Origin of the sequence: Nostoc sp. DedQUE09, from assembly GCF_034530915.1 — a bacterium.
GTDB lineage: Bacteria > Cyanobacteriota > Cyanobacteriia > Cyanobacteriales > Nostocaceae > Nostoc.
Genome location: NZ_JAVRCE010000036.1, coordinates 61,172 through 73,650, shown reverse-complemented (window position 1 = coordinate 73,650; position 12,479 = coordinate 61,172). Strand labels below are relative to the sequence as shown.

Annotated in this window: 11 protein-coding genes; 4 read left to right on the top strand and 7 right to left on the bottom strand. The window is 41.7% G+C overall.

Annotated features, from left to right (window positions below):
* The first annotated feature begins 961 nt into the window (after nt 1-961).
* Nucleotides 962-2,077, top strand: a complete 1,116-nt coding sequence (locus tag RMY27_RS21715; protein WP_322666671.1) for a sensor domain-containing diguanylate cyclase — start codon at nt 962-964, stop codon at nt 2,075-2,077.
* A 103-nt stretch (nt 2,078-2,180) separates the two neighbouring features.
* Here RMY27_RS21715 and RMY27_RS21710 read toward each other — a convergent pair whose 3' ends face one another.
* Nucleotides 2,181-2,759 carry a thioredoxin family protein gene (locus tag RMY27_RS21710; RefSeq protein ID WP_322666669.1) on the bottom strand — a complete coding sequence of 193 codons (579 nt, stop codon included), beginning with the start codon at nt 2,757-2,759 and terminating at the stop codon, nt 2,181-2,183.
* A 242-nt stretch (nt 2,760-3,001) separates the two neighbouring features.
* Nucleotides 3,002-4,921, bottom strand: coding sequence for an acetate--CoA ligase family protein (locus RMY27_RS21705; protein ID WP_322666667.1), 1,920 nt, complete (start codon nt 4,919-4,921; stop codon nt 3,002-3,004).
* A gap of 330 nt (nt 4,922-5,251) precedes the next feature.
* Between RMY27_RS21705 and RMY27_RS21700 the strand changes: the two genes are divergently transcribed.
* Nucleotides 5,252-5,455, top strand: a complete 204-nt coding sequence (locus tag RMY27_RS21700; RefSeq protein WP_322666665.1) for a hypothetical protein — start codon at nt 5,252-5,254, stop codon at nt 5,453-5,455.
* A 402-nt stretch (nt 5,456-5,857) separates the two neighbouring features.
* Nucleotides 5,858-6,712: a cyanophycinase gene (locus tag RMY27_RS21695; RefSeq protein ID WP_322666663.1), complete on the top strand. Its 855-nt coding sequence runs from the start codon at nt 5,858-5,860 to the stop codon at nt 6,710-6,712.
* Nucleotides 6,713-6,984: 272 nt separating this feature from the next.
* Here the strand turns inward: RMY27_RS21695 and RMY27_RS21690 are convergent, their stop codons facing one another.
* Entirely contained in the window at nt 6,985-7,902 is a 918-nt protein-coding gene (locus tag RMY27_RS21690) for a M23 family metallopeptidase (RefSeq protein WP_322666661.1), read from the bottom strand.
* Nucleotides 7,903-8,035: 133 nt separating this feature from the next.
* Between RMY27_RS21690 and RMY27_RS21685 the strand changes: the two genes are divergently transcribed.
* Nucleotides 8,036-8,704, top strand: a complete 669-nt coding sequence (locus tag RMY27_RS21685) for a glutathione S-transferase family protein (protein WP_322666659.1) — start codon at nt 8,036-8,038, stop codon at nt 8,702-8,704.
* Between the two features lie 320 nt (nt 8,705-9,024).
* Here the strand turns inward: RMY27_RS21685 and RMY27_RS21680 are convergent, their stop codons facing one another.
* The 4 genes from RMY27_RS21680 to RMY27_RS21665 all read right to left on the bottom strand — a co-directional run bounded on the left by RMY27_RS21680 (nt 9,025) and on the right by RMY27_RS21665 (nt 12,203).
* Nucleotides 9,025-10,032: a phycobilisome rod-core linker polypeptide gene (locus RMY27_RS21680; protein ID WP_322666658.1), complete on the bottom strand. Its 1,008-nt coding sequence runs from the start codon at nt 10,030-10,032 to the stop codon at nt 9,025-9,027.
* A gap of 550 nt (nt 10,033-10,582) precedes the next feature.
* Complete coding sequence (locus RMY27_RS21675; RefSeq protein ID WP_322666656.1) at nt 10,583-10,921, bottom strand: CpeR family transcriptional regulator; 339 nt, start codon at nt 10,919-10,921, stop codon at nt 10,583-10,585.
* Entirely contained in the window at nt 10,915-11,544 is a 630-nt protein-coding gene (locus RMY27_RS21670; protein WP_094348989.1) for a chromophore lyase CpcT/CpeT, read from the bottom strand. The genes RMY27_RS21675 and RMY27_RS21670 overlap by 7 nt, the downstream gene beginning before the upstream one ends.
* A 122-nt stretch (nt 11,545-11,666) precedes the next feature.
* The gene (locus tag RMY27_RS21665; protein WP_322666653.1) at nt 11,667-12,203 is read right to left on the bottom strand and encodes a phycobiliprotein lyase; all 537 of its coding nucleotides are present in this window, start codon (nt 12,201-12,203) and stop codon (nt 11,667-11,669) included.
* Nucleotides 12,204-12,479 lie beyond the last annotated feature (276 nt).

Sequence of the window (12,479 nt, the reverse complement as noted above, 5' to 3'; positions counted from 1 at the left end):
CAAGACTTATATCATGTCCGCTTGATTGCTTATTAAACCCGAAGAACCCCACCCCCCCAAAGCTGTGCTTTGTCTCCCCTCCCCGCAGCTACGGTGTACACACAAGTTATCGAATTACTACCAGTTCTAGAATTACCCCACCCTAACCCTCCCCGTATGTATTGGGGAGGGAACCGGATTTTTCTTGTTTCCCCCCTTTACAAGGGCAGGGCTGTTTCATTCGTTCAGATCGCGATTTTGTCAACAGTATCAGCCAAAAATTTGAGTAAGTTGGTAATCGAAAAATTACGGCTTCAACCGATAAATTTAAGTGCGATCGCCTGGTTTTTGTCTGAATTGGATTGTTAACAACCTGATTTTTTTGACTGATACGCTTGTAAATTAAGGACTTTTAGGGAATGAAACAGCCCTGCTTTACAAGGGGGGACTAAGGGGGGTAATTCGACTTGTGTGTACACCGTAGCCGATGCTTTGGGTAGGGGTGCAATGACTGTGGATAATCATAACTAATTACCCGGACTTAATATGTATTATCTCTGCATAGATATGCTGAGATGAGCAAAAGTGTGCTGCAAAGTTAAGTGATCGCTCAAGCAAATTATGAGAAGAAGTTCCCCTAATCGGTTTCTAACCCTCGTAACTTATGTAGGTATAAACAAATTAGTAGTATTAAAAACATTAATTCATTGTAAGTATAAACAAATTATTGGTATCAAAAACATTAATCCATGATTAAGAACTCTAACAATATAATAAGTTTTGATAATTTTTAGCTAATATTGATATTTTTTAAGTCCGCTTTGGGCAAAAGACCTTGTAAGTATCTAGATACTTAGGGAATTTGCACAGGGAAAGTTAGGGTGACATGAACAACAGAGCAAACCAAAGGCATGAAGCGCATCATGTAATAGAATATTTCTGTATATTCAACCGAATGTTGATTTTTGTTGCAGAGATGTTAATGTCACGCAGTCTTGTTGCTGGAGAGGTAATGCTGCGGCTGTTCCAAAATTTACAATGTCCCAGACTTTCCTGCCTAAAGCTTAGACACTCATCGGTGAAAACTCAAGCTATTCCTCTACCTGACAATGAAGCAGAAAGGCTCAAAGCGCTGGCGAACTACAACATTCTAGATACCCTACCCGAACAAGCATTTGATGACCTAACTGCGATCGCTGCCTACATTTGTAAGACTCCAATTGCTTTAATTAGCTTAGTTGATAGCGATCGCCAATGGTTTAAATCTAAGGTTGGACTAAAAAGTAGCGAAACACCCAGAGATGGGTCTTTTTGCTCCCACGCCATTCTCCAACCAGAGGATATATTGGTGGTTCCCAACGCCATTAAAGACGATCGCTTTAATAACAATCCCTTAGTCAAAGGTAATCTCAAAATTCGTTTTTATGCTGGTGTCCCTCTAATTACGCCTGATGGTTTTCCAATTGGGACGTTGTGTGTTCTAGATACTATTCCTCATCACCTAAGTTATCAGCAGTTAGATGCACTGCGCCGCCTAAGTCGTCAGGCGATCGCTCAAATAGAACTCATTCAGGAAGTTCGCAACCGCAAACAAGCAGAGATCGAAGGAAGACAGTTATTGCTGACCGATGAACTAACAGGTTTACATAATCGGCGTGGTTTCTTCCTAATGGCTACACAGCAGTTGAAAATTGCTCACCGCATAAAAGTGTTTTGCTGGGTTATGTTCATTGATTTAGATGGGCTAAAACAGATTAACGACACCCTTGGTCATGACATGGGAGATGCCTTGATTATTGATGCTGGTCGATTACTTAAGCAAACTTTTCGGAACTCAGATATTGTTGCCCGCTTGGGTGGCGATGAGTTCATTGTTTTCATCTCTAGCTACTTTAAAGACGCTGATAGTATCCAAGCGCGTCTACAAACAAATATCGTCAACTTTAATCAACAGCAAAACTGTAGGTATAAACTTTCGATGAGTATCGGCATAGAGCGTTACTCACCAGAAAGTAATATGTCACTAGAACAACTAATCGCCAAGTCTGACGAATTAATGTATGCTCAAAAGCGGCTCAAGCGGCAATCTCTTACATAGAATATCCCATACATAACAGTCTTTAACTACGAATTACGAATTACGAATTACGTAGCTTGCTTCTCGCCTTTGGCGAGTATTACGAATTATTTTAATTTACCACCTAGCTGCCATGACTGCGGGGATCATCTTGATTCGCCGTTGGTGCTACTGGGGCTGAAAACTTAGAAACTTTGCCGCTAGCTTGAGCATAAGGGAGAGGCGAAGCAGTAACCAAAGCTTCTAAATTGCTAGCCATAATCGTCCGGGGTTGATCGCCAATCGCTTGGGCGATGGTTTCCCCTTGCTGACTCAAAAATACAAAATGGGGAATTCCGTCTACCCGATATCTCAGCATTTCCGGCAGCCACTTGGTATTATCTACATTCAGCATGACAAAATTCATCTTGTCAGCATACTCTGTTTCTAGTTGAGTGATATCTGGTGCCATTTTTTGGCAGACAGTACACCAATCTGCATAAAACTCTACTAGAGATGGTTTGCCGTTGCTGATTGCTACTTCTAAAGGTGTGGAAGTCTCGCTCAACTTGGCTAGAGTTGCCGAGGTTGTTTCAGTTCGCAATCCTAAAACGAGGGAAACACTAAGTGCGATCGCTACCATTACAATTAAGAAATTTCTCAGACGCTTCCCGAATGTGGCTTCGGGTTTTTCGGGAGAATTAACAGGTGAATCAGTACTCATAACAAAATTATTAATACTTATTAAGCCATTTCTTCTTTAGTTTAGCCGACTCCAGCCACTCTTTAATTTCTCCAGCTTTAGAAGCTTGAACTAGGAATTGGGCATGGGGCACAAAAGGCAGAGATGCGGAGGGCAGAGCAAAAAGAAAGACTTACAGTTACTTCTCCCCTGCTCCCCTGCTCCCCTGCTCCTCTTCTCCTCTTCTCCCCTGCTCCCCTGCTCCCCAATCCCAAAGCGCCTATTTACTTAACTTCCAAAATCGCTCCAGTTTCCTTCAAATAAACCCGCGTAAATGGTTCATCTTCACCCAAAGTATAGTCTTCAATTAACCCTTTGCGACGAATAGAAATATCGTTGCCTTTTCTAATCACCACAGTCGAACTATCGAAAACATTCCGCACCAAAATCATCTCAGTTTCGGTAGGATTATCCAAAACTACAATATTACTATGCTGGTAAAATATGCCCTGTTCTTCGAGGATCTCTTCAGGATACTCAGCAATCAGCAAATCAAGTTTGGGATGACGCAGCAAAGTTTGGACATTACTGTTGTAATCTTTGCTTAATACTTTTTTCGAGCGATTCACAAAAACGCCATCACGACAAACAGCACCTATTGTCCAGTTGGGATGTTGCAAAAGGATATGGTCAATCGTCGCTTGCAGTTCTTCAACTGAGATTTTGTTGAAGGTAATAATTGGTATCCTGGCATCTGTACCCGACTCAAAAAAGGTTTCTAAAATATGAGAAGGCACATCAACACTTTCACCAACAGAAGGTTTAAGATGCATTAAAACGCCTGGTGCAGCATTGATTTCCAGGATGGCAAAGTTACTAGACTTCCAAGATTCTGCAAGACTTTTGGTAATGACATCAATTCCCAGACAAGTCAGTTGGAAATGTTGGGCAATATCTTGTGCCAAGATAATATTGTCATCATGAACTGTCGGGGTTGCATCGATACTCATACCTCCGGCTGAAAGATTGGCAACTTTACGCAGGTAGACAGTGCGTCCTTTCTCAATGACGCTGTCTAATGATAAGCGCTGTTCGTCTAGGTAGAGTTCCATCGCTTCATCAATCTGAATTTTACTCATCGGCGAAGTTGGCGTATCTAAACGTGCAGGTTTGCGGTTTTCTTCGCGAATTAACTCTGCAAGCGTTAAATACCCATCACCTACAACCGATGCTGGACGGCGTTCTGTGGCGGCGACGAATCGACCATTGACACACAACAAACGAAAATCCGATCCTGTAATGCTTTTCTCAACAATTATTCGAGTTTGCTGATTTTCGGGAATCGCTGCCACTGAGCGATTATAAGCAGATATCAGTTCTTTTGAGTCTTGCACATCAGCCGTAACGCCAATTCCTTTGTGACCTACCACTGGCTTAACTGCCACTGGGTAGCCAATTTCTCTTGCTGCTGCCAAGGCTTCTTTTTCAGAAAAGACAATACTGCCTTCAGGCACTGGAAAACCTAAGGTTTTCAAAAATGCCTTACAATCATCCTTGCGGGTAGTAAACTCTGAATCTAGATGGCTATCACAGTTAAATGTTGTTGCTACCCCCCGCACATGTTTTTTTCCTAAGCCGTACTGCATCAATCCTTCTTCCCACAGATAAAAGGCGGGAATACCTTTCTCGTAGGCTGTTCGCAATAGGGCGTAAACTGTGGGGCCACCGTAGACAGATGCGCGAAATCTATCTTGTAACTTCACCAGCTGTTCATCAAAGGCAAAATCTTCGTCTTGGGTAATGGCTTCAAACCAATCCCAAACAAAGTAAACTACCTCTCTAGATGTGCGTTCATGTAGTGATTGGACGCTAATTCGCGTGAGATTTGGATATGGCTTCACACTCCAGCGGTTAAGGTGTAAATCCATGTCCAATTTTCCGACTTCGGACACAACTTGGGCAAATAGATGGGCATAAGATTCGTAGGTTTGATCGCGAAAATTTGGATAGCGATCGCCAATCTTGGCAATATAATCTTCAATGGGTAAAGGTTCTCTAGAGTCAATTGGAGTAAAATCAAATACTAGCGCCCCTACATCTAAATAAGGGTTAGGGCCAAGGTAATGCTTGAAGTTGAAAATATCGAATACATCTGTTCTTCTAGCATTAATGCGGACTAATTCACTGCTTTTTTGTAGAACCATTGATTACGAACCTTCGGCTAAACACCCTGAAATTTTTTAATGCTGAATTCTGGTTACTCAGACTTATTGATTGTAGATTGGCTCATGTTAATTTTGGAGAGTGATGGCTTTGCCACTGAGCTAATCCGAACCCAACTTAACTCTATTACTAAGCATTTTTAACTATCTAAAGGCATAATTAAATCCCCAATCTGCTGCCAGGAATCAAGAACAGTCAATTCATCCTCATGAATAATCAAAGATATAACCTTTGAAAGGTGCAACACTTATCCAAAAATCGTATAAGTAAATATGAGGCATTAAAAAGACAGTATAAAAAGACAGCAAAGTATGAATAACACACAAGCTGCTCTAAGAGATGAAATTCGAGAACTAGCTGACGAAGCTTTTCACCAAAAGCTCATTTCTGGACATGGAGATGGCGCAGACGTGAATGAGTATCAAATCGTCTACCAAGGCAAACCCAGGCATCTCCCGCTAGAACAAGCACGTTTTTTCTTAACTAACTTGCTTTACAGAAGTCGGGTTCATTAGGACTTGTCATCAGAGATATAAATCCCATCTAGCTAGAGTCAATAGCAATTACTCACATCACACGATAAATCTCCAATAGACCATTAGCAATATAGCCAAAAATGCCTCTAGAAGTATTTTCTAGAGGCAGTTGATATTGTAGATTTTATTTAGTAATAGGAAAATTAGATAATGTTTCAGAAAAGTATTTTGGTCTAATTGCAATGTCTAACGACAAGCTGCTTCTTTACGTTCGTGCAGCGTGTCGTAGACAGACGATTTGCGTAGCTTGCTTTCCGTAGGGGTATGCGTCTACGCAAATGTTAACCCTACTTTTATCAAGTAATCTATCAAAGGGATGATTTGATACATTGAATTGTCATGTTTTAGTGAAATTTATTAACTCAAATCCAGGGGAGCATCATGGTAGAAAGTAATATCAAAAAGCAATTGGTAATTATTGGGGGAGCCGAAGATAAAGAGGGAGATTCTGTAATTTTGCGGGACTTTGTACGACGCGCTGGAGGTACAAAGGCGTATATTGTAATTATGACAGCAGCCACAGAACTACCAAGAGAAGTGGGAGAAAATTATATTAGAGTGTTTGAGCGCCTGGGAGCCGAAACTGTTCGCATCATTGATACAGAAACCCGTGAAGATGCATCTTCATCTACCGCATTGGAAGCTATTAGTAAAGCAACTGGGGTATTTTTTACAGGGGGAGATCAAGCTCGTATTACCAGTATCCTCAAGGACACCGAAATCGATGTGGCAATTCACCAGCGCTTTTCTGAAGGTGTAGTTATCGCAGGCACAAGTGCCGGAGCTGCTGTGATGCCAGACGTAATGATTGTGGAAGGCGACTCAGAAACACATCCTCGGATTGAAACTGTCGATATGGGCCCAGGTATGGGATTTTTACCAGGGGTAGTAATTGACCAGCATTTTTCCCAACGGGGACGCTTAGGACGTTTAATATCAGCTTTGGTACTACAGCCTGCTGTTTTGGGATTTGGTATTGACGAAAATACCGCTATGGTAGTGGTAGATAACCAAATTGAAGTAATTGGTGAAGGTGCGGTTACGATTGTTGATGAATCAGAAGCTACATATAACAATGTGGACGAAATTTTGAAGGATGAGTCTTTGGCGATTTGTGGAGCAAAGCTTCATATTTTGCCACACGGCTTCAAATTTGACCTGAAAACTCGTCAGCCTATCCTAAATAATGGCTCTGTACCAAATGGCTCTCAATCACTTGCTTCAATTAACACTTAATTTTTAGCAAGTGTATTTAAACTGAAAGTTTTATTGAACAGAATTCAGGAGTCAGAATTCTGAATTCTACATTCTTCATTCTTCAACTAATTGCTGTAATACCCCCTGTCTGAACCTTTGATAGGCAGGGGATATCAAAGCGGTTCAAAACCTGAATTTAAGCGAAATAAAGTCTGCGTAGTAGTTAAGTTTTTAACAATCTGGTATAGAAAAGAGTAATATTTAAAATAACCTAAAATAACCATCTTCACCAAAGTAAAGTAGAAAGAGTATCAAGGCGATTTCGTTAAACTATAAAAACTGTCAGAACGAATCTGAATGCCATTTCGCCAAACTTCAACTCTTTGTGGAGTGACTAAATAATAAAAGCTACCATTATCTGCTCGATATCTGTCTTTACCAATATTTAAAGCTACTATCTTTATAGGCTTGCTTGGGGCTTGCTTCAATTGCCCAATATAAAATAATTGACCATTTTCTTCACAGACTTTTACACGAGAGCTTGCAGTCTCACCTTCAATAAGACTAATTCCATTACATTTCGTATCAGTACTTATAGGTACAAAATCTATAGGAATTGGCTGCTGTGAGGGTAAAACTTGATTTGCTCCTGGGAGCGACGAAACTGGGCGGTTCTGGTTATCGACTGGCTGAACTTTAGAACCGGAGCTAACATTTGCAGTTACGGATGTCAACAAACGAAGGGGGTCAACTGCTATTCGACCATTTGGATGAACTTCAAAGTGCAGATGAGGTGCTGTACTATTGCCTGTAGATCCCATCTCGGCAATCATTTGACCTTGAATGACCTGTTGACCCTTGCTCACTAACAAACGGCGATTGTGACCATAGACAGTAGTGCTGCCGTCGAGATGTTTAATAGTTATGGCATTTCCTAATCCCCAATTATCCCAACCTGCTTTGACAACTGTACCGGATGCCGCAGCAACAACAGGAGTTCCAGACGCCCCTGCAATATCAATTCCTTCATGTTGATATTTGCGGAAGCCCTGAGAAATAAACCCTTGAGTTGGCCAGATTAAGTTAGAAGTAGGGATAGGAGTTTGCCCAACTGGGGAATCGTCTGCCAATTGTGTTAAGGCAGATGTAGGTGTACTTAATACAGCGCTTAAGGATATTAACCCAACTAATCCATAAGTACGGTATCGATAAATTCTAGCTTTTTTCATAAGTTGTAAGTCTATTAGAACAATAATCCAGACACTTTCTGATTATTTGTTGTTTCAAGCTTACTCGGAAAATATCAGGAAATCTTTAGTGACTGAAGTTTAGACTAAAGCAGGACTGAAAGGAGAAATCACCATGACCCTGACAATGACACCCACTATTACCGCCTTTGAACGATCGCCTGATGGCGGTAAGGGACTGGCGCGTGATATGCGCGTTCGCTGGGCGCTCGAAGAAGTAGGCCAACCTTACAACGTTCGTCTTGTTTCGTTCAGTGAGATGAAGCAACCCGCGCACCGTGCGCTTCATCCTTTCGGGCAAATTCCAACCTATGAGGAAGGTGATCTCGTCCTGTTCGAGTCGGGGGCGATCGTGTTCCATATCGCGGAGCGCCATATAGGGCTGTTGCCAGACGATGCGAATAGTCGAGCGCGAGCGATCGCATGGATGTTTGCCGCACTTAATACGATGGAGCCGCCAATCGTTGATCGGGAAATCGCCACGTACTTAGAGCGTGATCAGACCTGGTACGAGCAGCGCCTGCGTGTCCTTGAAGGTCGCATCCATAACCGGCTCTTAGAACTTTCCAGTCACCTTGGAGATGCCGACTGGCTCAATGGCGCATTTAGCGCAGGCGACCTGATGATGGTGGAAGTGCTGCTCAGATTGAAAGACTCGGGTATGGTGGACGACTATCCAAATCTTTCTACCTATGTCGCCCGTGGCGAAGCGCGGCCCGCCTTCAAGCGTGCTTTCGCCGCTCAATTAGCAGTTTTCACTGGCAAGCAACCGACTGAGGAATGAAAAGCCGTTAAGCAGTATTTTTAGATACTTTCTTGGGCTTGGTAAAGGCTTTTTAACAATGGGATAATGAGTTCGTGGCACTCTAGGTCTACCAGGAGTCCAACCAGGAGACTTTTCTCGCTTGTTTGGGGTCAGATGCAGGTGTCCCAATCCGAGACTTATTAAACCTGAAAAACCCTACCCCGTTAAAGCTACGCTTTGTCTTCCTGTCCTGCAAGCAACTTCTCGAATTAGGGTTAAAGTAGTTTATTTGTTCGTAGTGAAAAAATGCGTGAGTTAAACTTGCCTAACCCACTTGATAAAACTAAACATTAGAGAAATTAGCCATTAAAAACGCGACTGCGCCACTTATTCAACCGAGCTTCCCCAATTGTCGCAGATCGTCGAGCATCAGCAATTTGCTCTTGCAAAGCTGCGATCTGTTTTTCTTGGGCGTCAGCTTGCTGTTGCAAAGATGTGTATTCACCTGTGCTAGTGGGCAAACTAGAAGACTGCCAACTACTACTAAATTTTGTTGTGCCGATGTTGGCAAATGGTTGTAAGTCTGCTATTTGTTGTTGCAAAGTTGCAATCTGGCTTTCTTGCTCTTGAATCTTTTGTCGCAAGCTTTCCTCGGCTGCTGTAGAAGCTGCAATAAAGGTATTAACTGGAGCAGCAGTTTCTGGCTTGGGCTTGAATATTTCAGCCAGCAATGCACTAATATCCGTGAGTTTCTGTCTACCGTAAGGAGCGTTGGTAATTAGCGATCGCACCAGTTGAGGTTCATTATTAGTTGCTAAGTTTTTATCACTGCTAGAGTTGCTCCGTAACAATTGTAACATGTTGGTAAATTCCAATATCTTTTTGCCCGTTTGAGTTTTATAACCCCGGTAATATGGCACTATGTTCTCGCCAAAGGCATTTAGATACTCGTCGCTATCAAGATAAGAATCAATATCCGCTTCAAAACCTTTCTCATCGAGAATGTTGCTGTGATGTTTAGTCTCGGAGTAGTCATCGGGAGCGCGACCCAGCAGGTGCTTAAAGTTAAGTTCAATTGCCCGATAGCGGTAAACGTTATCAAAAAATCTGGAGCGATACAACTCTGATTTGGCAACTTGACGCACAAACTCACGCACATCGATTATGCCTTGTTTGAGTTGGGATTCTGGAACTACGAGCCGCTCACTTTCCATGATGTAAGCATTACCCAACACTTGCCGATAAACTGCCCGAATTACAATTTCAATGTCATCAACTGAAGCAGTATTCCACAGTTCGATCGGTTCTGTTTGGGGCAATGCTTGATATTGGCGTCGTCTGGTTTCTTCGTCTAAGAAGGTCTGCATAGTTGGATTAGTGTGGGTAGAAGTGACTAATTTTGGAAACTAAGAATAAACCTGAAGGGCGTTGTGTTAAGGGGATATTTGAGATGATTTGTCACAAAAAATATAAATCAAAGCACCTAACATACCCAATACGGTTTGGTTAAGGGGGAAAGGGTAAAAGGAAAAGGGTAAATTCAAACATACACCTCTTTACCCCTTACCTTTTCCCAAACCACAAGGAAGGTTAAGAATGCTTATCACAACCTTATTGCTAAGACACCTCTCGATAACATGGTGCGTTAGGCTAAAGTCATAACACACCCTACTTAAGATTTACTAATTACTGGTTATTGATATTAATTTATCAACTTTTTGGGATTTTTTTAGTTACATTTTCTAACAAACTTAGACGGCTAATTACTAATAACTAACAGCTAATCACGATGAGAAATTAGCAATTAGACATTAACAATTAGCCGTCAACCCTCTTGGGGAGTATTTAAAATTCAAAACTTAATTTTGAATTGGAGTATAAACGCCTGTCAAAAGAATTTCTACAGGATAATAACTCTCAAGGACGCTCATCAAATCTAGTGTAGAAACCACCGTATTTTATCCAGTATTGTTTCAAAGTATGATGAGGTGTATGTAAACTAGCTTTTGCTTGATATAAAATTACTTGGCGATGATCGCCCATCCAGATTTTATTAACTGGGTCAACGGATATTACTGTCCCTCCTAAAGATGCAACGCACTCAGAAAATCTCTCAATCGTTGTATATTCTAATGTCTCGAATATAAAAAAGTTACCCGAACAAATCAAGTGGCGGCTGCGAATCCAGCAGCGCATCTTTTTTTCAGCCGATGGAGGCAACATTTTGGTTTTAACAGATTCAAGCTGAATCAACATAATGCGCTCACCGCAGGTAATTCATCAGCAAAACTTTCCCGTTTTTCAAATTGCAATGGACCGGCGGTAGATCCCCATATTTGCTTGTGGGTTTCAATATCCATACCTTTATCTAGACTTATCCAAGTACGCTCGGTTATTTCTACTTCGCTGACAAGATATGTCTGGCATCCGTTGCGTTGAATCAGACATTGATTGCCTGGTTCCACACTGCCTCGAAACATTTCACCTTCTCGTTGGAAAACCATTGAACAGTGATAACGCCGTTCGATGCTTTCTGGGGTGATGGTTTTGAGGATATCTAATTCACGAGCTGCACCTGCATAAAGCATCTGATCTTTCAAGCTGTAATTTTCGATATAAATGCGATCGCCCAAATCAACTAGTCGATGTACTCCTTGACGATAGGGTGTCCATAAATCGTGGTCATAAGCTTGTTCAGAATAGAAACCGATACCAGAAAAAAATTCAATTGGTAAAGGACGAAAATAAATGTGAATGTGGGCGTAAAGTTGCGGATTTGCAAAAGATTGCTTGTAGTTGCTAAAATCTCCTGCCATCCAACAGGCTAAGGTGAGCAAATCGCTAGCGTTGGTGCTAGATTCGCTGGGCGCTATCGTCACGTCGCTTCGCTCCAAATTCAAAATTCAAAACTTGTACTGAGCTTGTCGAAGTATTCACAGATTACAATCCCCATAAATAAATTAGGAGCTTGTATCCTTATTATGTTTTAACCTGATATTTGCTAGTTGATTGAACTTGACAAAAAGCGAATCTCTGAAGAAAAGGAAGCTGTTGTCACGCCTTTCCCATCACTGGTTTTAATCGTCGCTACCCGAAATCGGAGATTTGGGTTAGCAAACCAAATTCGCTCCTCAGCAGCAGCAAGTTCATACTGTGTTAACAGGGTAAAAATACCATCATTGCTCAGATGATATTTAGCCACTGCTGGGATTGTTTCAGCGTATCCCTTGTCCCGCAGGAGTTTTCCTCTAGAAGGATTTTCGACATCGGGAATTGGTACTAGTACAGTACTGCCAGAGATTGGTTTATCGTCCCAATCTGACTCACCTTCCCAAGTCATCCGAAAAGGGTGGGTGATACTACTGGGTTCAGTGTCATACAATTGACAGATTGCTACCACTGCTGGATCGTTGGTGGATAGAGACTCAATGTCAATGTTAGATAATACCTCTTCAAAGTGGGCGAATGCTAAATGATGAGCGCTACGCTGCGATCGCCATCGTCCAATCGAAAGTTCAAAAAATTCAGTAATTTCCATTAGAAAAATGATTTTAAAAAAGTAGCTTAAAATCCAAGAGATATCTTGGTAAAAAAGAAAGTTATTTTCTTAGTCTATATGTTAGCCTCCTTGACTACAAATGAATTTGGGAGTGCTGAATTGGGAGTGCTGAATTGGGAGTGCTGAGTTAGGAGTTATATCATGTCCGGCTAATTAGTTATAATTCTCTTTCTCTATGCAGAAAGCCCAAAAACCCATCCCCTCTGCCCCTCTGCCCCTCCGCTCCTCTGCGGTCTTAATGATAAGTCTTTAACC

Coding starts and splice junctions, on each gene's coding strand:
- RMY27_RS21715 (WP_322666671.1), top strand. CDS start 962: ATGTCACGCAGTCTTGTTGCTGGAGAGGTAATGCTGCGGCTGTTCCAA.
- RMY27_RS21710 (WP_322666669.1), bottom strand. CDS start 2,759: ATGAGTACTGATTCACCTGTTAATTCTCCCGAAAAACCCGAAGCCACA.
- RMY27_RS21705 (WP_322666667.1), bottom strand. CDS start 4,921: ATGGTTCTACAAAAAAGCAGTGAATTAGTCCGCATTAATGCTAGAAGA.
- RMY27_RS21700 (WP_322666665.1), top strand. CDS start 5,252: ATGAATAACACACAAGCTGCTCTAAGAGATGAAATTCGAGAACTAGCT.
- RMY27_RS21695 (WP_322666663.1), top strand. CDS start 5,858: ATGGTAGAAAGTAATATCAAAAAGCAATTGGTAATTATTGGGGGAGCC.
- RMY27_RS21690 (WP_322666661.1), bottom strand. CDS start 7,902: ATGAAAAAAGCTAGAATTTATCGATACCGTACTTATGGATTAGTTGGG.
- RMY27_RS21685 (WP_322666659.1), top strand. CDS start 8,036: ATGACCCTGACAATGACACCCACTATTACCGCCTTTGAACGATCGCCT.
- RMY27_RS21680 (WP_322666658.1), bottom strand. CDS start 10,032: ATGCAGACCTTCTTAGACGAAGAAACCAGACGACGCCAATATCAAGCA.
- RMY27_RS21675 (WP_322666656.1), bottom strand. CDS start 10,921: ATGTTGATTCAGCTTGAATCTGTTAAAACCAAAATGTTGCCTCCATCG.
- RMY27_RS21665 (WP_322666653.1), bottom strand. CDS start 12,203: ATGGAAATTACTGAATTTTTTGAACTTTCGATTGGACGATGGCGATCG.